At 64.2% G+C, this 19,803-nt stretch carries 18 protein-coding genes; 10 read left to right on the forward strand and 8 right to left on the reverse strand.

Features of this window, described 5'->3' with window-relative positions:
• Window positions 1–40: 40 nt before the first annotated feature.
• The gene (locus tag VM94_RS11520; protein ID WP_046683628.1) at window positions 41–904 is read right to left on the reverse strand and encodes a LysR family transcriptional regulator; all 864 of its coding nucleotides are present in this window, start codon (window positions 902–904) and stop codon (window positions 41–43) included.
• Between the two features lie 99 nt (window positions 905–1,003).
• Between VM94_RS11520 and VM94_RS11525 the strand changes: the two genes are divergently transcribed.
• The 9 genes from VM94_RS11525 (at window position 1,004) to VM94_RS11565 (ending at window position 10,410) form a co-directional block, all read left to right on the forward strand.
• Complete coding sequence (locus VM94_RS11525; RefSeq protein ID WP_046683629.1) at window positions 1,004–1,861, forward strand: alpha/beta fold hydrolase; 858 nt, start codon at window positions 1,004–1,006, stop codon at window positions 1,859–1,861.
• Window positions 1,858–2,463, forward strand: coding sequence for a glutathione S-transferase (locus VM94_RS11530; protein ID WP_046683630.1), 606 nt, complete (start codon window positions 1,858–1,860; stop codon window positions 2,461–2,463). The genes VM94_RS11525 and VM94_RS11530 overlap by 4 nt, the downstream gene beginning before the upstream one ends.
• 74 nt (window positions 2,464–2,537) lie before the next feature.
• Window positions 2,538–4,118, forward strand: coding sequence for an AAA family ATPase (locus VM94_RS11535; protein WP_046683631.1), 1,581 nt, complete (start codon window positions 2,538–2,540; stop codon window positions 4,116–4,118).
• Window positions 4,115–4,582, forward strand: a complete 468-nt coding sequence (locus VM94_RS11540) for a hypothetical protein (RefSeq protein WP_046683632.1) — start codon at window positions 4,115–4,117, stop codon at window positions 4,580–4,582. Before VM94_RS11535 ends, VM94_RS11540 begins: the two co-directional genes overlap by 4 nt.
• Window positions 4,583–4,591: 9 nt before the next feature.
• Window positions 4,592–5,563, forward strand: a complete 972-nt coding sequence (locus VM94_RS11545; protein ID WP_046683633.1) for a hypothetical protein — start codon at window positions 4,592–4,594, stop codon at window positions 5,561–5,563.
• Window positions 5,560–7,320, forward strand: a complete 1,761-nt coding sequence (locus VM94_RS11550) for a vWA domain-containing protein (protein ID WP_046683634.1) — start codon at window positions 5,560–5,562, stop codon at window positions 7,318–7,320. Before VM94_RS11545 ends, VM94_RS11550 begins: the two co-directional genes overlap by 4 nt.
• A gap of 83 nt (window positions 7,321–7,403) precedes the next feature.
• Complete coding sequence (locus VM94_RS11555) at window positions 7,404–7,997, forward strand: hypothetical protein (protein WP_046683635.1); 594 nt, start codon at window positions 7,404–7,406, stop codon at window positions 7,995–7,997.
• On the forward strand, window positions 7,994–9,373 hold the full coding sequence (locus VM94_RS11560; RefSeq protein ID WP_046683636.1) for an AMP-binding protein: 1,380 nt from the start codon (window positions 7,994–7,996) through the stop codon (window positions 9,371–9,373). The genes VM94_RS11555 and VM94_RS11560 overlap by 4 nt, the downstream gene beginning before the upstream one ends.
• Window positions 9,370–10,410 carry an AAA family ATPase gene (locus VM94_RS11565; RefSeq protein ID WP_046683637.1) on the forward strand — a complete coding sequence of 347 codons (1,041 nt, stop codon included), beginning with the start codon at window positions 9,370–9,372 and terminating at the stop codon, window positions 10,408–10,410. The genes VM94_RS11560 and VM94_RS11565 overlap by 4 nt, the downstream gene beginning before the upstream one ends.
• Before the next feature lie 66 nt (window positions 10,411–10,476).
• Here the strand turns inward: VM94_RS11565 and VM94_RS11570 are convergent, their stop codons facing one another.
• Window positions 10,477–11,034, reverse strand: a complete 558-nt coding sequence (locus tag VM94_RS11570; RefSeq protein WP_046683638.1) for a TetR/AcrR family transcriptional regulator — start codon at window positions 11,032–11,034, stop codon at window positions 10,477–10,479.
• Window positions 11,035–11,200: 166 nt separating this feature from the next.
• On the opposite strand from VM94_RS11570, the gene VM94_RS11575 reads away from it, so the two are divergent.
• The gene (locus tag VM94_RS11575) at window positions 11,201–12,010 is read left to right on the forward strand and encodes an SDR family NAD(P)-dependent oxidoreductase (protein WP_046683774.1); all 810 of its coding nucleotides are present in this window, start codon (window positions 11,201–11,203) and stop codon (window positions 12,008–12,010) included.
• On the opposite strand, the gene VM94_RS11580 is transcribed toward VM94_RS11575, so the two are convergent.
• The 6 genes from VM94_RS11580 to malE all read right to left on the reverse strand — a co-directional run bounded on the left by VM94_RS11580 (window position 12,007) and on the right by malE (window position 19,726).
• Window positions 12,007–13,293: an O-acetylhomoserine aminocarboxypropyltransferase/cysteine synthase family protein gene (locus VM94_RS11580; RefSeq protein ID WP_046683639.1), complete on the reverse strand. Its 1,287-nt coding sequence runs from the start codon at window positions 13,291–13,293 to the stop codon at window positions 12,007–12,009. The genes VM94_RS11575 and VM94_RS11580 overlap by 4 nt on opposite strands.
• Before the next feature lie 94 nt (window positions 13,294–13,387).
• Window positions 13,388–14,299 (reverse strand): carbohydrate kinase family protein, encoded by a 912-nt coding sequence (locus VM94_RS11585; RefSeq protein WP_046683640.1) that lies wholly within the window; start codon window positions 14,297–14,299, stop codon window positions 13,388–13,390.
• On the reverse strand, window positions 14,296–15,930 hold the full coding sequence (locus VM94_RS11590) for an alpha-amylase family glycosyl hydrolase (protein ID WP_046683641.1): 1,635 nt from the start codon (window positions 15,928–15,930) through the stop codon (window positions 14,296–14,298). Before VM94_RS11590 ends, VM94_RS11585 begins: the two co-directional genes overlap by 4 nt.
• Before the next feature lies 1 nt (window position 15,931).
• The gene (malG, locus tag VM94_RS28195) at window positions 15,932–16,822 is read right to left on the reverse strand and encodes a maltose ABC transporter permease MalG (RefSeq protein ID WP_034757081.1); all 891 of its coding nucleotides are present in this window, start codon (window positions 16,820–16,822) and stop codon (window positions 15,932–15,934) included.
• A gap of 9 nt (window positions 16,823–16,831) precedes the next feature.
• On the reverse strand, window positions 16,832–18,343 hold the full coding sequence (gene malF, locus VM94_RS28200) for a maltose ABC transporter permease MalF (protein ID WP_138828854.1): 1,512 nt from the start codon (window positions 18,341–18,343) through the stop codon (window positions 16,832–16,834).
• A 162-nt stretch (window positions 18,344–18,505) separates the two neighbouring features.
• Window positions 18,506–19,726, reverse strand: a complete 1,221-nt coding sequence (gene malE, locus VM94_RS11605) for a maltose/maltodextrin ABC transporter substrate-binding protein MalE (protein ID WP_046683642.1) — start codon at window positions 19,724–19,726, stop codon at window positions 18,506–18,508.
• Between the last annotated feature and the right edge of the window lie 77 nt (window positions 19,727–19,803).

A 19,803-nucleotide genomic window follows, 5' to 3' on the forward strand; every position in this document is an offset into this window, starting at 1 on the left:
CTGGAGCCCCAACTGCCTGTATCGTTAGCGACGGGAGCCATCAGGCTTTCCGCAATGCCGCCAGCAGCAACTGGCAAAAACCGTCGCGCACAGGGTCGGGCAGGTTGTCATTGGCCCGCAGCAGGCTGTCGACGCGGGGCAGCGGTGCCAGCCGTTCCAGTGCCGCGTGCCGGTGCACGCCCTGGCCCAGCTTGCGTGCATTGACCACCGCCATGCCCAGGCCGGCGGCAACCGCGGTCAGCATGCCCGCCACCGATGGGCATTCCAGGCCCACGCTCCAGGCCATGCCGGCCTGGCCCAGCTTTTCCTCGGCCAGCCGGCGGTAAAAGCAGTGCGGCCCGTAGGTGATCAGCTTGACGGTCTCTCCCGGCAAAGCCTGCTCTGCCGTGGCGGCGCACCAATGCAGCGTTTCTGTCCATAACAGCGTGTCGCCCGGCGCCGCCTTGCCGGCAAAATCCTGGTGCAAAATCACATCGAGCACGCCGTCGGCAAAGCGTTCGCGCAATACCTGGCTTTGCTCCACCACCAGCTGCACATCGACCTTGGGGTGGTGATGCGAGAACTGCGACAGCACCGCGCACACGTCCGCCAATGAAATCTGCTCCGTCACGCCGATGCGCAGCCGGCCTTGCATCGCCGATGGCGAAAAATGGGCGACGGCGTCATCGTGGGCGTCGAGTATGTTGAGCGCATGCCGCAGCAGCACGGCTCCCTGGTCGGTCGTGCCAAACAGCCCGCCGCTGCGCGCCAGCAGCTGGCAATCGAGCTGCTGCTCCAGCCGCTTGATTTTCCAGCTGACGGCCGACTGGCTCAGATGAAGCAAGCTGGCGGCTTGGCTCATGCTGCCGGTATGTACCACGGCCCTGAACACACGCAGGGCGTCGACGGATAGACGTAAATTCATGGGCTATGACAAAAGTTGGATTGAGGGTTAAAAGAATGTCGCTGGCGTCATGTTCAGTCTAGCCTTAGCCTGCAGGTTCTGCAAACAAAAGGACATCTGATGACGAGTCAAGAACCGCTGTTGAATGGCCACGCCCTGATCCACGGCCAGCGTATCGCCACCGGTATCCATGGCGTAGGCACGCCGCTGGTGCTGGTGCATGGCACGCCGGCGCACAGCATTATCTGGCGCGAACTGGTGCCGCTGTTCGTCGATGCCGGTTTCCACGTGCACCTGTATGACTTGCTGGGCTTTGGACGATCCGAGCGGCCCGTCGAGGCCGATACCTCCGTAGCGGCGCAGGTGACCTTGCTGGCGGCCTTGCTCGACCACTGGCAACTGCCGACCACCCATGTGTTCGGCCACGATATCGGCGGCGCCATTGCGCTGCGCCTGGCGTTCGACCACGCGGCGCGCCTGCGCAGCTTGAGCATCGCCGACGCGCCCAGCTACGATTCCTGGCCGTCGCCCACCTGGAAGCATCTGCGCGATGACTTCGCCCGGTATGCTTTGACGCCGGCCAGCGAGCATCGCGCCACGATGGCGCGCCAGTTGGGCATGGCCGTTTTTCACAAGGACAGGATGCAGGGCGAGCTTTTGCGATGTTACCTGGAGCCGCTGTGCGGCGTGGTGGGGCAGCCCTCGTTTTACCAGCACCAGGTGGCGCACTATAACGCCTGCCATACGATGGACTTTGCCGAAAAACTGCCGCAGTTAACCGTGCCGGTACAGGTATTATGGGGCCGGCAGGACGAGTGGCAGCCGGTGGCTTATGGCCATCGCCTGCAGCGCGATATTCCCGGCGCCACCTTGCACCTGTTTGACGAGGCCGGGCACTTCCTGATGGAAGATGCGCCAGCGGCCGTCGCGGCACAAGTGATCGCGTTTATTCATCAGCTGGAGAGGAGAAAACCATGATATTGATCGGAATGCTCGATTCGCCTTACGTCAGGCGCGTTGCCATCGGCATGAAAGTGCTGGGTCTGGAACATGAACACCGGCCCTTGTCGGTGTTTTCCGATTTCGACCAGGTACAAGCCATCAATCCTGCCGTCAAAGTGCCGACCCTGGTCACCGGCGACGGCCAGGTGCTGATGGACTCGACCCTGATCCTCGCGTATCTGGAGGAGCTGGCCGCGCATGCTCCCCGCATCAGGCCTGAGCCGGAGCCTGCACGCCTGCGCGCGCTGTGCCAGACCAGCTATGCTTTGGCGGCCTGCGACAAAGCCGTGCAGATCGTCTATGAGCGGCGCTTGCGCCCGCAGGAAAAACAGCATCAGCCCTGGCTGGACCGCGTCCAGCTGCAGTTGCATGGGGCGTGGCGGCAGCTGGAAGCGTCACTGCGCGAAGAGGCGCCGGACTGCCTGAGTATTGCCGGCATCACCATTGCGGTGGCCTGGAGTTTCGCTCAGCAGATGGTACCCGACGTGATGGCGGCCGGCGACTATCCGGCCGTGGCCGCGCTGACGGCGCTGGCCGAGCGGCAGCCGGTGTTTCTGGCTACGCCGATGGCGGGCTAATCCGCTTTCATCCGAACCGGTATTTGCAGGCGGCTTGTGCAATAATTTCATTTCCTTAACGGAAGAGTATTGCCATGCCGTCTTTTAATCTGTTCCAGCGCCTGTCCCAGGCCCCCACCAAGCCCAAGTCCGCGCCCGTTGCGCGGCAGTTCGACGTGGCGGACCTGTACCAGGGGCCCATCGCGCTGGGAGCGGAGGGCGAGGCGCAAGCGCGGCCCTTCGATGAAAAGCTGCGCCAGGCGTATTTCTGGATCGTCAACCACGCCATCATCAGTCCCCATTACGACATCGAGTACAACGATGGCCCGTCGCAGACGTATTCCGTGGGCGACAGCCGCCGCACCCTGAATCTGCCGTCGGCGCAAAGCTATTCCAGTTTCATCCTGTTGCCGCTGCTGACGTTTGCCACGCGCCGCAAATGCCTGTTCGTCGGCGGACCGGGGCGGGGCAAGACGGCCAGCGCCTTGCTGATGGGCGTGCTGGCCGGCTCCACCGTCAAGGAAGTCAAACGGGCCATGCAGCATGGACACCCGCAGATGACGGTGGCCGATTTGCTGGGCAATCCGCTGCCCGCCGACCTGGTCAACGCGCAAAGCATGGACGATATCCGCATCGCCTGGCGCGCCTGGCTGGGCATGCGCGTGAAAATCGTCGATGAATACAACCGCATTCCCACGCGCACGCAAAGCGCGCTGCTCACCGTCATGGGCGACAATTACGCGGAAGTGCTGAACCATATTTATGAGTGCCCGGAAGCGGCCTGGTATCTGACGGCCAACGACGACCAGGGCGGCGGCACCTACCAGGTGATCGAAGCGCTGCGCGACCGGGTCGACGTGACGGTGCAGGCGCTCGCCTTCAATCCGCGCTTCCTGAACGAGTTGCTGCTGCGTGTGGAAGAAAACGTGCGCCCCGAAGAGCTGGTGCCGCCCGATATCATCTTCACGGAAGGGGAAGTTGACCAGATCGGCGAGGCGATCCGCCAGGTGGGCATCCCCGACGCCGTGCGCCGCCGTCTGGAATTTTTCGCCAGCCAGTTCGAGCTGTTCGAGACGGCCGGCGGCCAGTTCGAATACATGACCAAGGATACGGCCCGTTTGGCCGGCGCCGACCGGGGGCAGGCGCAGGCGGCCGACAATGGGCGCGACCGCCTAAAGGACCTCGGCTGCCAGACCCTGAACGGCATCTCCGTGCGCACCCTGATGGCGCTCATGATCTACGCCAAGGCCATGGCGTATTTCCGCGGCAATGGCGAAGTGGAGCTGGAAGACTTGCGCCAGGTGCTGCCATTCGTCCTGCATAACAAGCTGCAGCCGGACCCGGACGCGCCATTTTTCGCGCTGCCGGAAAACGCCGCCTACCGCAGCGACAGGCTGGGCTGGCTGCGCCGTTTGTTCGACCTGTCGAACGATGAATTCAACCGCCTGGACCTGGACCGCGACGATCCTGTCGGCGTGCTGTCGGCCGAATTCGACCTGGGCCTCGACGGCGTCAGCGAACGCGAGACCCTGGCGCGTTTGAACCGCATCGAAAAGCTGATCGCCGAACGCACGAAGGGGAGAAAACTGTATGGTCCTCTGTACGACGACCTGTTGAAGCTCAAATACCTGCACCAGCGCTACACCAACTACCGCAGCTGGCTGCGTTCGCAATGAGCGTCCTGCGTTGTCAAGGCTTCCTGGAAGCGCTGGCCCTGCTGAATAGCGAAGCGAGCGACCTGTGCGCCAGCTACGAGTTGCAGCGCCTGCCCGATGCGCCCGATCTCGCCACGGCGCTGGGCTTGCGCGTGGAAGATTATGCCTTGCACGTTATCGCACCCGCGCGCGACTTGCCGGCCGCCCTGTGGCACATCAAGGTGGCGCCGTGCGGGCGTACGCAGCTGGAACAGGTATGCCAGCGCTGGCTTTTCTCGTCGCGGCACATGCAGGCGGCGCCCCCCGGGCGCTTTCGCCCGCAGCTGGTGGCCGCTTTCCTCGAGTCGCTCGACGACGCGCTGGGCGGGTTTTCCCTGCATGCCGTGACGATGACGCCACCAATGTGGTACGCGATCCACTGGGACGAGATCGCGTTCGAGCGCGATGGCGAACGCTATCTGCTGCATTTTTCGCACAGCGACTGACGGGCCGCGATGATTTCTCCCGCCTTTGCCTCGATACTCGCCAGCGGCCGCGCCCAGTTCAATGCGCGCGCGGCCGAAGCGCGCCGGCGTTTTCCCGCGCTCGACATGGCCGCCTTCGGCGCCTTCCTGCACGACGGCGTCGACCCGCTGGTGCTGGCAGTGTCCGCTGCCGCACCCGAGCGCGTGGGCGGCGTCACCCTGGCCGCCTACGACATGGCACTGGAACTGGTGGGTCATGGCCTGGCCGGACCGGCGGCGAAAAACCCGTTCTTGAATACCGTGTGGCGCGAACTGGCGCCGCGGTTTTCGCCGCTGCTGGCGACGGCCCCCGTCGACGTGCTGGGCATGCTCAGCAACGCCGCCATCCACATAGCCTCTGTGGCGGGCGCGCGGCCCGCGCAGTGGCAGCGCGAACTGACCGCCGTGGCGCCGCAAGTCGGCAGCGTCGCGCAGCTGCGCGCCGTGGGCCAGGTGCTGGCCTGGCGCGCCGGCGTCGCGCATTTCCGCCAGGGCGCGCTGGCCGCCGCCGACACCTTGCCGCCGGCGCTGGCGCTGGCCGCCTTTGACGAACCGGGCGCGCAATGGCCGCAGGTGCGGGCGCAGTTGCTGGACTATCCCTGGCGCGGCAATGCCGAGGGCAGGGAGTTCGGCAGCTTCAGCGGCCTCGGTGGCGATTTCGGCACGCCGCCGCAAGTGCGTGCAACAAACGACGGTTTTGTCGTGCGCAGCGCCGAGCGCCATTACCTGCTGGTGGCCGATGCCTATGGCGCCGTGCTCCACAGCGCCACGGCGCAGGAGTATGAGCAGGCCAATACCGGCATGCCATCGTCCGTGCGCCTCGATGGGGCCACCGTGCATATCGGTGCGCGCAGCATCGCGCTCGATCTGCCCGCTGGCGACATCGCTCTTGCCGCGAATGCGCATACGCTCGCCATCACGTCGCCGTGGACGCACGCGATCCGCCTGCTGCCGCTGGCATGAAGACGACCGCCGACACCGCGCTGATCGACGCCTGGCGTGCCGCCTGGCCAGAGGCCCTGGCCGTGTGGAGCAAATTTACGCGCTTGCGCGACCCCAGCCTGTGCGCTAGCCGCGTCGAGGCCAGCAAGCAGGGCTTGTCCGGCAGCTTCGCCATGATCCGTTTACTGGACCAGAGCGTGGTAGTGGACTTGCCGCTGGTGACGGAGCTGGGCCTGGACGACTATGCGCTGGAAGTGCTTGCCCATGAAATCGGTCACCACATCCTCGCGCCTGGCAGCGCAAGCGACCAGTTCCGCCTGCTGGCCCGCATGCGCCGCGCCTTGCCGACCCTGGAACAGCACGCGCCCATGGTGGCCAACCTGTACACGGACCTGTTCATCAACGACCGCTTGCAGCGCCAGGCGAACCTGCGCATGGCCGACATCTACCGCAAACTGGAGCAGGGACGTTCTGCGCAAGCTGACGCCAAAAGCGGCGGCGTATGGACCCTGTACATGCGCATCTATGAAAACCTGTGGCAGCTGGAAAAGGGTGAATTGGGAGGCGGCCAGGCCGATGAGCGCCTGGACACGGATGCCTGGCTGGGCGCGCGCCTGATCCGCGTCTACGCGAACGACTGGATGCTGGCGGCGGGCCGCTTCGCCACCTTGCTGCTGCCCTATCTGGTGGAAGACACGGACGCTCTGAGCCCGAGCCGCTATCTGCTCGATACGCGCGATGCGGCGCGTGGCTGCCAGACGTATGGCGCGCAGCAGATTGAGGATGACGAGGAGGACGGCGCCATCCATCCCGTGCATGACAAGCGCATCTCGGGCCTCGAAGGCGAGGAACCTGCAGCCGATGCGCCGGCCAGGCAGGGCGGCGGCCAGCTGCGCGAACCGTTCGAGCTGGGCGACATTCTAAAGGCGTCGGGCGTGAACCTGAGCGACCATGAAATCGCCATCCGCTACTACCGCGAGCGGGCCTTGCCGCACCTGGTGGCGTTTCCCAGCCGCCCCGCGCCCGAGTCGCAGGAGCCGCAGATGGAAGGGCTGGAGCCGTGGGAAATCGGCGACCCGTTGGAAGACATCGACTGGCTGCAATCGGTGATGCAGTCGCCGCGCCCCGTGCCGGGCGTGACCACCGTGCGCCGCGTGTATGGCCGCGAACCGGCGCGCGCGATCGACGCCGTGCCCGTCGACCTCGACATGTACGTGGACAGTTCCGGTTCCATGCCGAACCCGCAGGCGCACACCTCGTTTTTGACCCTGGCTGGCGCCGTCATCGCGCTATCGGCCTTGCGCGCGGGCGCGAAAGTGCAGGTGACCCTGTGGAGCGGCAAGAACGAAGTGATGCAAACGCCGGGTTTCGTGCGCGATGAAGATATGATCCTGGGCGTGCTGACGGAATTTTTCGGCGGCGGCACCTGCTTCCCCATCCACCGCCTGCGCCAGACGTATGCGGCCAAACGCGAACGCCCCGCGCACATTTTGATGATTTCCGACGACGGCATCACCACCATGTTCGACCAGGATGAACTGGGCAACAGCGGCTGGGATATCTCGGCGAAAGCGCTGGCCCAGGGCGGCGCGGGCGGCACCATGGCCCTCAACCTGGAGCGCGAATGGGAGGGCGCGGCGGCTAACAAGTGGTTGCAGAAAACCTATGACGATTTAAAGCGCGCGCGCCGCGAACAGGGCTGGGACATCCACGCCGTCGAGCGTTACGAGGACTTGCTGGACTTTGCGCGCGCGTTCAGCCGACGCCACTATGTTTAAATCCGGGGTCAGACCCGCCGGGTCTGACCCCAGCCTTTGCTTTTGGGGCTAAATTTGCGCATCACTGTATTAAGAAAAGGCCCATGAATATCTCTGGTCCCCACCTCGAAACCCTGACCCACCGCCTGGCCGACACGCCCGTCGAATTCCTCGCCGAGCCCCGCATTGCCGGCGTCGCCAATGCGCAGGCCGTGGCTGTGGCCGCGCTGGTCAATGACATTTTGCTGCTGCATGGCGCCCGTGCGCCGGCCGCGTCGCTGCACGGGTTTATCGGCGCGCAAGTGAAGGCGGACCGCAACCGGCTGGCGCTGGCCATGATCGTGTGCTGGCTGCTGGCCGACGACTGGTTCACCGGGCGGCAGTTGCCGCAGCACGATTTGTTGCAGTTGCTGGGCGAGGCGGCGCGCGAATTGGCCGCCGCCACGCCGGCCCACCAGTTCACGCAAGACCCCGAGCGGCGCGAGGAACTGGCGCGCATCGTGCTGGCGCGCCTCGGTTTTCGGCCCCGCGACGAAAGCGTGGCGCAGGCGACGGACCGGTTATCAGCCATCAGCGGCACGGAACGGCGCCGCCTGCTCGAAGCGAGCCGGCTTGCCGAGCAGCGCGCACGCGAAATCCGCGAGGCGCTGGCGAAAAAAGCGGCCGAGGAGTCGGCCGACAAGTGGTCGCGCGAATGACGCTCGCTGGCAAACCTGACGTCAACCTGCCTGGCGGGGCCTGGGAATCGGATCGCGACTACTGTCCCACCCTGACGCCGGCGGGCGCGCGCATGCTGGAAAAACTGCGCAGCCATCCGGCGGCGCCCCGGTACCGCAACCGCAGTGGCAACAAGCTGCTGGCAGGGGAAGTGGAAGCGCTGCGCGCTTACGAGCAGGAAGTCATGGATGCGGTAGTCGCTTGGAGCGCCGATGCGCCGCCGCCCTGGCTGTCCGGTTTTCTCAGGACGGTCTACGCCACCGTGCCGCATTACCGCGCCTGCGGCTCGCCGCCCGCGCGCCTTGCGGACGTGGCGCCCATCAGCCGCGCCGAGCTGGCGCACGACATCGCCGCCTTCGTGCCCGACGACGCGGACCTGGCGCGCATGATCAATTTCCAGACGACGGGAACCACGGGCCACCCGCTGCTGATCGCTTCGCACCCGCTGGTGGCGGGGCGCTACCTTGCCTTCCACAAGCGCGCGCTGCGCCGCTTCGGCGTGACCCTGTGCCATGGCTCTGGACAGGTGGGCGTCATGCTGCTGGGGCACCAGCGCCGCTGCTTTACCTATGTCTCCGTCACGCCGACGATGAGCGAATCGGGCCTGGCGAAGATCAACCTGCATGTGGACGACTGGCGCGACCCGGACGACCGCGTGCGCTACCTCGATGCCATGGCGCCGGAGCTGATCGCGGGCGACCCCATCTCGTTTGCCGAGCTGCTGACCTTGCCCATGGCGCACAAGCCGGCCGCGCTGATGTCCGTGTCGATGATGCTGTTGCCCGGCATGCGCGCGCGTCTCGAAGCGTGTTTTGGTTGTCCCGTGCTCGATATCTATTCGCTCAATGAAGTGGGGCCCGTCGCCGTCTACGATGAGCAGGCGGGCGGCCACGTGCTGCTGCAGCACCGGCTGTACGTGGAAATCCTCGATACTGCGGGCCAGCCCGTGCCCGATGGCGCGCGTGGCGAAATCACGGTGACGGGCGGCTTCAATTTCTGCCTGCCGCTCGTGCGCTACCGCACGGGCGACTACGCTTCGCTGGCGCATGGCCCGCACGGTCCCGTACTGGTGGGACTGGCGGGACGCAGCCCCTTGCGCTATCGCACGGTCAACGGCGAGTGGATCAACAATATCGACATCACGCACGCCCTGAAACCGCTGGCCATCGCCCTGTTCGGCGTGCACCAGCATGGCGATGGCGCCATCGCGCTGCGCCTGGCGCCGAACGCCATGCCGCAGGCTGACAGGGCGCGCGCCTTGCTCGCGCCTTTTTTCGGCGCTATCACCGTCGAGACTTTGCTGGCGGAGGACAAGATCATTCAATACACCTCGGATTTGCAGGAAGCGGCAGCATGAACCTTTACAAGCGCGGTCTCGTGGTCGGCAAATTCTGCCCGCTGCACCTGGGCCATGAACTGTTGATCAACCGTGCGCAAAACGCTTGCGAAGAAGTGCTGGTGGTCAGCTACACCAAGCCCGAATTTCCCGGTTGCGAGCCGGCGCGCAGGGAACGGTGGCTGCGCGCGCAGTTCCCGCAGGCGCATATCGTCGTGCTGGATGATGCGCGCCTGGCCGCCCTGTGCGCCGCGCGCGGCGTGCCTGCGCGGACCTTGCCGCACAACGACGACGATGGCGAGCTGCATCGCCACTTCATGGGCTGGCTGTGCTGGACGGTGCTGGAGCGGCCCGTCGACGCCGTGTTTACCAGCGAGGATTACGGCGCCGGCTTCGCCCGGGTGCTGGAACGGCACTATGCCAGCGGCCCGGTGGCGCACGTGAGCGTGGACCGGGCGAGAACCATGGTGCCCGTGTCCGGCACCGTGGCGCGGCAAGATCCACATGCGCACAGCGCCTTCCTGTCGCCCATCGTGCGCGCCGATTTTGTCACGCGCGTGTGCGTGCTCGGTGGCGAATCGAGCGGCAAGACGACCCTGGCGGCCGCACTGGCGGCGCATTTCCAGACAGCTTGGGTGGCCGAGTATGGCCGCGAGCTGTGGGAAAACCAGGACGGCATATTGAATTATGACGATCTGCTCAAGATCGGCCGCGAGCAGCTGCGCCGCGAAGCGCAGGCGCTGTTGGCCGCGCGGCGCTGGCTGTTTTGCGATACATCGCCCATGACCACGTATTTCTACTGCGTCGAGATGTTCGGCAAGGCCGAGCAGGAACTGGCGCAGCTGGCTGAACACGGATACGACCTGGTGCTGCTGTGCGCCCCCGACTTCCCCTTTATCCAGGACGGCACGCGCCGCGACGAGGATTTCCGCGCGCGCCAGCATGCGTGGTACCAGGCCGAACTGGCCCGCAGAGGGATCGCCTATGTCAATGTGTCAGGCACGGTCGCAGACAGGGTCGGACAAGTCGCCCAGTTGCTCGCGCGTAGGTCGGATTAGCGGAGCGTAATCCGACATCATTGTTGGCGTGCCATGTCGGATTACGCGCTCGCGCGCTAATCCGACCTACGTCGCGAATGCGGTCTTAACCGCTGCCAGAATCTCATCCGAAAATGCTGCATCATCGACGGCGCGCGCCAGCGCCACGGCGCCCACCATGGCCGACAGCATGACGATGGCGTCCTGGCGCGCGTTGCGTTTTTTCTGCCACGGGAAATGCGCTGCCAGCTTGCCGATGATGGCTTTCAGGTGGAAGGTGAATGCAGGGCGCACGGCCGGTTGCTTGCGCGCGTCGCCGGCCAGCGCCGCCAGCAGACAGCCATCGCCCGGTGCATCGCGGTGGGCCGCGCTCACGTAATCGCGTACGTACTGGCGCATGGCTTCCGGGCTGATGGTCGCCGCATCGAGCGCCACGCGCGAGTGTTCCGAGCCGTGCAGGGTGCTTTCCGCCATCAGCGCTTCCTTCGAAGCGAAGTGGTTGTAGAAGGGGCCATGCGTGAGTCCTGTCGCCTGCATGATCTGTCCCACGCTGACGCCGTCGTAGCCTTTTTCACGGAACAGCCGCGCCGCCTGCGTCAGGATGCGCTGGTGCTTTTCGGCGGTTTCTTCGGCGGGATAACGCATGGCAGGCTCCTGATCGCAATTCAAAAATAATGGTTGACATCATACATGATGTTCGTCATGCTTCAGCACATTAAACATGATGACCGTCATATTTAATGTGCTGAAGCATGATGGCTGTCATGTTTGATGGCCTCAACCCACCCCATATACTGAAGAAGGAATGATCATGAATGCAGTTACTACCCAAGGCACGGCCCTCATCACCGGCGCCTCGTCCGGCCTGGGCGCCGTGTATGCGGACCGCCTGGCCGCGCGCGGCTTCGATTTGATCCTCGTGGCGCGCCGGGTCGAGCGCCTGGGCACCCTGGCCGCCTCGCTGGCGGAAAAATATGGCGTGGCCGTGCGCGCCATGGCCGCCGATCTGGCCGCACCGGCCGACCTGCAGCGCGTGGCCGAAGAACTGGCCGGCAACCCGGCCATCACCATGCTGGTGAATAACGCGGGCGTCTCGACCCTGGGCGCCGTGGTGGACGCGCCGCGCGAGGGCATTGCGGCGATGGACCAGGTCAACGTGGCGGCGCTGGCGCAACTGACGTACGCCGTGCTGCCGCAATTCAAGCAGCGCAACAGCGGCACCATCATCAACATCGGCTCCGTGCTGTCCTTCCACATCCTGCCCGTCAGCACGATCTACAGCGCCACCAAGGGCTATGTGATGAATTTCACGCGCGGCTTGCAGCAGGAGCTGGCCGGCACGGGCATCACGGTGCAGCTGGTGCTGCCCGCGTCGACGGCGACGGAAATCTGGGAATTGAGCGGCGTGCCGCTGGCACAGCTGGACCAGGCCACCATCATGCGCGCGGAAGACTGCGTCGATGCGGCGCTGGCGGGCCTGGACCAGGGCGAGCTGGTGACCCTGCCTTCGGTGGAAGACCAGGCCTTGTGGGAGCAGTTCGATGCGGCCCGCCTGGCCCTGTTCGCGGGCGCGATGCGCGGCCAGCCGGCATCGCGCTATGGCGTCAGAGGCAGCGCTTAAGCGGCGTTCAACGCCTGCTCCAGGTCTTCGCGCAAGTCGTCGATATGCTCGATGCCGACGGACAGGCGCAGCATGTCTTCGGACACGCCCGCCTTGGCCAGTTCCTCGGGATTGAGCTGGCGGTGCGTGGTGGACGCCGGGTGCGTAGCCAGCGACTTGGCGTCGCCGATGTTGACGAGGCGCGTGAACAGCTGCAGGGCGTCGAGCACGCGGGCGCCCGCCGCGCGCGGGTCTTCGCCAGCGGCCAGCTTCAGGCCGAAGGACAAGATCCCCGAGGCGCGGCCTTGCATGTATTTTTTCACCAGCGCGTGGTCCGGGTGGTCTTCCAGGCCCGCGTAATTGACCCACGCGACCTTCGGATGCTGTTTCAGGTGCTTGGCCAGGGCCAGCGTGTTGTCGCAGATGCGGTCCATGCGCAGGGCCAAGGTTTCGATGCCCTGGATCAGCTGGAAGGCGGAGAGGGGCGAAATCGCCGCACCCATATTGCGCAGCGGGACGACGCGCGCGCGGCCGATGAAGGCGGCGGGGCCGAACGCTTCCGTGTAGACGACGCCGTGATACGACACATCCGGTTCGTTCAGGCGCTTGAAGCGCTCCTTGTGCTCGGCCCATGGGAATTTGCCGCTGTCGACGATGGCGCCGCCCACCGTGGTGCCGTGGCCGCCCAGGTATTTGGTCAGCGAATGGACGACGATGTCGGCGCCATGCTCGATGGGGCGGAACAGATAGGGGCTGGGCACCGTGTTATCGACGATCAGCGGGATGCCGTGCGCGTGCGCGATCTCGGCCAGCTTGGCCACGTCCGTCACGTTGCCCAGCGGGTTGCCGATCGATTCGCAGAAGATGGCCTTGGTGCGCGCATCGATCAGGGCGGCGAAGGTCTCGGGCTGGCGCGCGTCGGCGAAGCGCACTTCGATGCCGATCTGCGGCAGGGTGTGGGCAAACAGGTTGTAGGTGCCGCCATACAGCTGGCTGGCGGAGATGAAATTGTCGCCCGCTTCGGCAATTGTCTGGATCGCGTAGGTGATGGCCGCCATGCCCGACGCCACGGCCAGCGCGGCCACGCCGCCTTCCAGCGCCGCGACGCGCTTTTCCAGCACATCCTGCGTGGGGTTCATGATGCGCGTGTAGATATTGCCGGCGACCTTGAGGTCGAACAGGTCGGCGCCATGCTGGGCATTGTCGAAGGCGTAGGCCACCGTCTGGTAAATGGGGACGGCGGCGGCCTTGGTGGTCGGGTCGGGGGTGTAGCCGGCGTGCACGGCCAGGGTTTCGATTCTCATGTGGTCTCCGGTGTCGATGGTATGCGGTGGTGAAATCCGCAGCCATTGTGCCATGCGACCATTAGCGCGTTGCTACGCTTGATAGAATATTAAGTCATAAGCTAGTGCGGTCTTGATATAAGTCATGCAGCTCTGCCAGCCCGATAAACCGTTCATGTGTGCCGTTCTGCGCGCAGGCAAACGCGCCACCGATGGCGCCGCGGCGCATGGCGGTGTCGATGCCCGCACCATCGAGCCAGGCGTGCAGGAAGGCGGCCACGAACGAATCGCCCGCGCCATTCGTGTCCACCACGGGCAGCGTCAATCCCGCCGTCGGATAGTGGCGCACGAAGGCACTGTCCCGTTCCAGCAGGTAGGCACCGTGCGCGCCCGCCATGGCGATGACGGCTTGCGCGCGGCCTTCCGAAATAATCGTACGCATGACGTCGTCCCGACGCTCGCCCAGCGCCGCCGTGCTGAGGAAGACGAGGTCGGCGCGCAGCGCAAAGACCTTGTGGTGCGGGTTGACGCCATCCCAGTCGTGCAGGTCGGTCGACACCGTCGTGCCGCAGGTCAGTGCATCGTCAAACAGCGCGGCCACCCAGCCCATGATGGAAAAGTGCGCGTGGCGCGCCGGTCCCAGGTAGGGAAGATAAAAAGCGGCCGGCATGCGCACGTCTTCCGGATGGCGGCCGTCGTACAGCGACAGCCGGCGCCCTTGCGGGTCGACGAGGTTGACGCTGCGCCGCGTGCCCGAAGGTTCGACGATGTGCGAGAAATCGAGTTTGGCTTCCTTGTAGCGCTGCAGGATGGCCGCGCCTTGCGCATCGTCGCCGATGAAGTCGATGAACTTGCAGCGCAAGCCCAGCGCGTGGCAGCCGAGCGCCACGCCATTGCCCGTGTGCGCCACGTAGTCGCGGATGGGTGGCACGTGGACGGAGTCGGCGACGGGCAGTTGCCGGTCGGGGACGCGCACGATCGTGTCGATGCCGGCGCCGCCGACCACTAAAATGTCATAGCTGCTCATGGTGCTGCCTTTTCTAACAGGACGGTGCCGGCCGCGTTCACGGCGACGGCGCCATTTTTTACGAAATAGGTTTGATTCGTGTACGCGTCGCGCAGGCTGGCGCCATCGGCGAAGACGCCGTGGACTTTCAGTTCGAGCGCGCCTTGCGCTTCGGGCACGGCGATGATGGCGTCATCCTGCATCACGCGGGCGAATGCATACGGCTTGTCGTTGATGAACCGGTGTTCGCCGCGCGCCAGGGCAGGGTGGCGCAGCCGGAACTGGCCCAGCTTGCGCGCATGCGCCAGGGTGGCCGCATCGAGCGTGGCCCAGTTCATGTCGGAGCGGGTCGCCTGCTGTTCGTCGCCGATGGGCGCCACGCCAGGCTGGCGCGCGCTTTCATCGCCATAGAACAGCTGCACGCCGCCCGGCGCCAGCAGCAGGGTGCTCAAGCCATGCTTCAATTGATCGCGCGGGAACAAACTGGTGTCGTGCGACGAGATATACGACAGGATGTCGTAGCGGGGGCTCGGGCCCTTGTTCAGCAGGCCCGCGTACTGGCGGTACACGCCGTCGATGCTTTTCCAGTCGCCGCCCGCGCGATTCTGGAAATCGAAATTGATCATCGAGTCGAAGCCCGCATCATGCCAGCCGCTGCGCTCGGGGCCATGGCCCCACGCTTCGCCCGTCATCCAGAATGGCGCATCGTCGATTTTTTGCTGCGGGTGGCGCGCCTTCCAGTCTTTCAGTGCATCGGTGGCCGCCGCGCGCAGGGCCAGCCAGCTGGCCGGCTCCACGTGCTTGACGGTGTCGGCCCTGAAACCATCGACGCCGAATTCGCGCACCCAGTCGGCCAGCCAGCTGACAAGGTAAGTGCGGACAGTCGCATCGGGCAGTGCCACGGCGCGCGTGTCGCTTTTACGTTGCAGGATGGGCGGCAAGCCCACGGCCTTGCCGCTCTCAGTGCGGAAGTCGGGCAGGTAGGCCAGCTGCATCGTGAAATCGTCCTGGCCGCCGTCCGGGTAGCCGGGCAAGCCCGCGCGCACCCAGTCCGGGCCCCACCACTGCTTGAATTCGAAGTTGTTGTAGTCGATGAAGCTGTGATAGTCGCGCAGCACGGCCTTTTCGTGGCCGGGCCACAGCACGGGCACCTTGTATTCGGACAGGGTGCGCAGGTCCGCGTAGCCGGGGTGGTTCAGCACCACGTCGAACAGCACGCGGATGCCTTGCGCGTGGGCCGTATCTATCATTTCGCGCAATTCCTCGCGCGTGCCCATGTTGGCGTCCATGGTGGTGTAGTCGAGCGCCCAGTAGCCGTGGTAGGCGTAGTGCTGGAATTGCTGCTTGCCGCCCACCACCCAGCCGTGGATCTGCTCATACGGCGCCGTGATCCACAGGGCGTTGACGCCCAGGTCGCGGAAGTAGCCGGCTTTGAGCTGCTGCGTGATGCCGGCGATGTCGCCGCCGTGGAAGCTGCCGACGTCGCCGCCTTGCGGGTCGGTGGCGCGGCCATAACTGTGGTCGTTGCCGGGATTGCCGTTGGCGAAACGGTCTGTCACGGCGAAGTAGACAATCGGATTCTCTGCAAAGCTGCCCGCCTGCGCCGGCAGGCTGACGAGCAAAGCGGCGAGGGCGGTCAGCACGGTCTTCATGTCAGCCCTTCACGCCGCCAGCCGTCAGGCCGGAGATCATCCATTTTTGCGCCAGCAGGAACACGGCCGTGATGGGCAGGCCGGACAGGATGGCTGCCGCGGCGAAGTCGCCCCACAGGTATTTTTGCTCGTACAGGAACAGCTTCGAGCCGACGGCCAGAGTCAGGTTGTTCTGTTCATGCAGCAGCACGGAAGCGATCGGATATTCGATGATGGCGCCGATGAACGACAGCAGGAACACCACCATCAGGATGGGCACTGTCATCGGCAGCAGCACGTAGACGAAGGCTTGCCACTGCGTGGCGCCGTCGACCTTGGCCGCTTCCTCGATCTCGATGGGGATGGTTTGGTAGTAGCCCTTGATGGTCCAGATGTGCAGGGCGATGCCGCCCGTATAGGCCAGCACCAGGCTGCCGTGGTGGTCGATGCCCAGCCATGGCACGTAGCTGCCCAGCACGTCGAAGATGGCGTAGATGGCCACCAGGGCCAGCACGGCGGGGAACATCTGCAGCAGCATCAGCGCGGACAGCGTTTGCGACTTGAAGCGGAACTGCATGCGCGCGAATGCGTACGCGCAGGTGGTCGACAGCAGCACGGTGACGGTGGCGCTCATGCTGGCCACCTTGATGGAATTCCATAGCCACAGCAGCACGGGGAAGTCCGGCTCGACGAGGGCGCCGTTGGGCGCCTGGTACGACATGCCCAGCGCCAATCGCCAGTGCTCGAAGCTGATCTCGGGCGGTATCAGACTGCCCGAGGCGAAATTGCCGGGCCGCAGGGAGATCGACAGGATCATCAGGAAGGGAAACATCACCAGCGCGATCAGCGCGATGACGGCGACGTGGGCCGCCAGGATGCGCCAGCGGTTGGAACGGTCGACAACGATAGCCATGGCTGTCCTTTATGCTTTGTTCATGCGCGTCAGGCGCATGTTGACCAGCGAAATCGCGGCCACGAGGAAGAAGATCAGGGTCGAGATGGCGGCGGCCAGGCCAAAGTTCTGGCCGGAATCCTCGAACGCAATACGGTAGGTATAGGACACGAGCAAGTCCGTCGTGCCGGCCGGCAAGGTGGTGTCGAGGAAATCGGGACGCCCGCCCGTCAACAAGCTGATCAGCACGAAATTGTTGAAGTTGAAACCGAGGCTGGCCACCATCAGCGGCGTGAGCGGCTTGATGATCAGGGGCAGGGTGATCTTGAAGAAATTCGTCAGCGGTCCCGCGCCGGCCAGGGCCGAGGCTTCGTACAGGTCCGACGGAATCGCCTTGATCAAGCCCATGCACACCACCATCATGTAAGGGTAGCCGAGCCAGGTATTCACGATCAAAATCATGGCCTTGGCCAGGGTGGTGTCCGAGAACCAGGCGGGCTTGATGCCGAACAGGGCGTCGAGCACGAGGTTGATTTCACCAAAGTTATTGTTGAACAAGCCCTTGAAGACGAGGATGGAAATGAAGCCCGGCACGGCGTACGGCAGGAACAGCAGGGTGCGATACAGGCCGCGGAAGCGCAGCGCATCCCAGTTCAGCAGTACAGCCAATACCATGCCCAGGCCTGTCGTCGTGGCCACGCTGATCAGGGCGAAAACGATGGTCCAGACAAAAATGCGCAGGAAGGGGCCGCGGAACGCTTCGTCGGAGAAAATTTTCACGAAGTTGGCGAAGCCCACGTTGACCTTGAAGCCCGGCTCCAGTTTCGTGCCGTCCGGCATTTCATAAAAGCCTGTCTTGAAGTTCGGTTTCACGAGTTCGCCCGTGGCGATTTTCTTCAGGGTCTTGTCGGGCAGTTGCTTGTAGACGTGCGCGACAGGGCCGAATTCGCGCAAGCCCACCATGCGCAACTCGATCTTGTTCGGCAGCACGAGGGTGAGCAGCTTGATATCCTTTTGCAGGGCGATGATGTCCTTGATGCCCAGCGGCGCGGCCAGCACGGGCGCCTGCACGGGATCGAGCGGCGCCACTTCCACCTTCAGGGGCACGGCGCGCTTGAGGGCCAGCGGCTGCGTCAGCAGCACTTCGCCCGTGTCCGGGCTTTCCAGGCGCAAGCGGTATTCCTTGTTGTCGGCATGCACGGTCATCGCATAGCCGGCGCTTTCCACCCGCTGCGTTTCGTCCAGCAAATATTGCGTGGCCCGTTCATAGGTGAGCAGGTTGCGCGAACTGAAATTGGTAAAGCCGATCGACACCGTGTACACCATCGGCAGCAGCACGAAGACGATCACCGCCGTGATGCCGGGAAACAGATAGCGGTAGGCATAGGCGCGCGGCGACGTGAAGACAAACGTCGTCAGGGTCAGCAAGCCGAGGAAAACGGCGGCCAGCATGGTCTGGCCGGAAATGTACAACATGAAGAGCAGATACAGACCCAGCGCCATGCTGATGGTCAATACCGTAGGGCCGATAAACTTGCGCACGATGGATACCTGTGAAGATGGATGCTGGATGAAGGCGTTGTGGTGTAGGTCGGATTAGGCCCAAAGGACCGTAATCCGACAACATTGTTGGCTGCACATGTCGGATTACGCGCAAGCGCTAATCCGACCTACGCGAAGTCACGTGATGCAGCGCGATATTGATTAATTCGCCGTCGTAATCCGCTTCGCCGCCGCATCGAGGCCATCCTTGGTCGTCTGGCGGCCTTGCGTGATGTTTTCCAGCGCCGATTGCATCGACGACCAGAAGCGGCCCATTTCCGGGTTGTTCGGCATCGGGCGGCCCGCTTGCGCGCTTTCCATCGTCGCCTGGATGTTCGGATTGGCTTTCAATTCCGCGAACAGCACCTTGTTGGCTGGCGTGCCCAGCGGGACATCGGCGTTGATGGTTTTCAGGCCATTGATCTGCAGCATCTGGTTTTCCAGGAATTCCGTGGCCAGGTCCTTGTTCGGGCTGGCTTTCGAAATCATCGCGCCCAGCACGCCCACGAATGGGGTGGCCGTCTTGCCTGCCACGGTAGGGATCGTTGCCACGCCGAAATTGATCTTCGACTTGCGCGCATTGTCCCACGACCATGGGCCGTTGATCATCATGGCGATCTTGCCCTGGTTGAAGCCCGCTTCCATCTCGGCGTAGCCGGCGCCCTTCGGCATGGCGCCGCTGTTGATCAGGGTCATCAGCGCATTGACGCCCGCCTGCGCGCCGGCATTGTTCACGCCCGTCTTGGCTGCATCGTAGCGGCCGTCGGACTTGACTTCAAACGGGAAGCCGCCGCCCGCGCCCAGCAATGGCCACGTGAAATAGGTATTCGTGTAATCCCACAGGATGGCTTTCTTGCCTTGCGCAGACAATTTTTTGTCCAGTGCGGCGATTTCCTCGAAGGTTTTTGGCGGCGTTGGCACCAGGTCCTTGTTGTAGACGAGGGCGACGGCTTCGATGGAGATCGGGTAGCCCCAGGTCTTGCCGCTCACCGTAAAGGCGTTCCAGGCCAGCGGCAGGATGGCGGCGCGCGCTTCTTTGCTTGGCGTCAATGGTTGCAGCAAGCCGGCGTCGATCCAGGTGCCGATGCGGTCATGCGGCCAGATCCAGATGTCCGGGCCCTTGCCGGCGGCGGCCGCTTGCTGGAATTTGTTCGGCGCATCTTCCGGATGCTCGACGACGACCTTGATGCCCGTCTTCTTGGTGAATTCCTCGCCGACCTTGGCCAGGCCTTTGTAGCCTTTGTCGCCATTGATCCAGATCAGCAGGGTGCCTGCTTCGGCCGCGTTCGCCATGCTGACGGCGGCCAGGTTGCCGATGCCGGCCAGGGCGGCGGCGATCAGGGTGGTTTTGATGAAGCTGCGTTTCGGGTGCGTGAAGGACATGTCAATCTCCAGTATCTTTTTTTATGCTAAGTTTATGTTGAGTATCAAGGCTGAAACGATACAACCAGGCCAGGCGG

This window comes from Janthinobacterium sp. KBS0711 (assembly GCF_000988085.1).
In the GTDB taxonomy this organism is placed as follows: domain Bacteria; phylum Pseudomonadota; class Gammaproteobacteria; order Burkholderiales; family Burkholderiaceae_D; genus Janthinobacterium; species Janthinobacterium lividum_E.

Coding starts and splice junctions, on each gene's coding strand:
- VM94_RS11520 (WP_046683628.1), bottom strand. CDS start 904: ATGAATTTACGTCTATCCGTCGACGCCCTGCGTGTGTTCAGGGCCGTG.
- VM94_RS11525 (WP_046683629.1), top strand. CDS start 1,004: ATGACGAGTCAAGAACCGCTGTTGAATGGCCACGCCCTGATCCACGGC.
- VM94_RS11530 (WP_046683630.1), top strand. CDS start 1,858: ATGATATTGATCGGAATGCTCGATTCGCCTTACGTCAGGCGCGTTGCC.
- VM94_RS11535 (WP_046683631.1), top strand. CDS start 2,538: ATGCCGTCTTTTAATCTGTTCCAGCGCCTGTCCCAGGCCCCCACCAAG.
- VM94_RS11540 (WP_046683632.1), top strand. CDS start 4,115: ATGAGCGTCCTGCGTTGTCAAGGCTTCCTGGAAGCGCTGGCCCTGCTG.
- VM94_RS11545 (WP_046683633.1), top strand. CDS start 4,592: ATGATTTCTCCCGCCTTTGCCTCGATACTCGCCAGCGGCCGCGCCCAG.
- VM94_RS11550 (WP_046683634.1), top strand. CDS start 5,560: ATGAAGACGACCGCCGACACCGCGCTGATCGACGCCTGGCGTGCCGCC.
- VM94_RS11555 (WP_046683635.1), top strand. CDS start 7,404: ATGAATATCTCTGGTCCCCACCTCGAAACCCTGACCCACCGCCTGGCC.
- VM94_RS11560 (WP_046683636.1), top strand. CDS start 7,994: ATGACGCTCGCTGGCAAACCTGACGTCAACCTGCCTGGCGGGGCCTGG.
- VM94_RS11565 (WP_046683637.1), top strand. CDS start 9,370: ATGAACCTTTACAAGCGCGGTCTCGTGGTCGGCAAATTCTGCCCGCTG.
- VM94_RS11570 (WP_046683638.1), bottom strand. CDS start 11,034: ATGCGTTATCCCGCCGAAGAAACCGCCGAAAAGCACCAGCGCATCCTG.
- VM94_RS11575 (WP_046683774.1), top strand. CDS start 11,201: ATGAATGCAGTTACTACCCAAGGCACGGCCCTCATCACCGGCGCCTCG.
- VM94_RS11580 (WP_046683639.1), bottom strand. CDS start 13,293: ATGAGAATCGAAACCCTGGCCGTGCACGCCGGCTACACCCCCGACCCG.
- VM94_RS11585 (WP_046683640.1), bottom strand. CDS start 14,299: ATGAGCAGCTATGACATTTTAGTGGTCGGCGGCGCCGGCATCGACACG.
- VM94_RS11590 (WP_046683641.1), bottom strand. CDS start 15,930: ATGAAGACCGTGCTGACCGCCCTCGCCGCTTTGCTCGTCAGCCTGCCG.
- malG (WP_034757081.1), bottom strand. CDS start 16,822: ATGGCTATCGTTGTCGACCGTTCCAACCGCTGGCGCATCCTGGCGGCC.
- malE (WP_046683642.1), bottom strand. CDS start 19,726: ATGTCCTTCACGCACCCGAAACGCAGCTTCATCAAAACCACCCTGATC.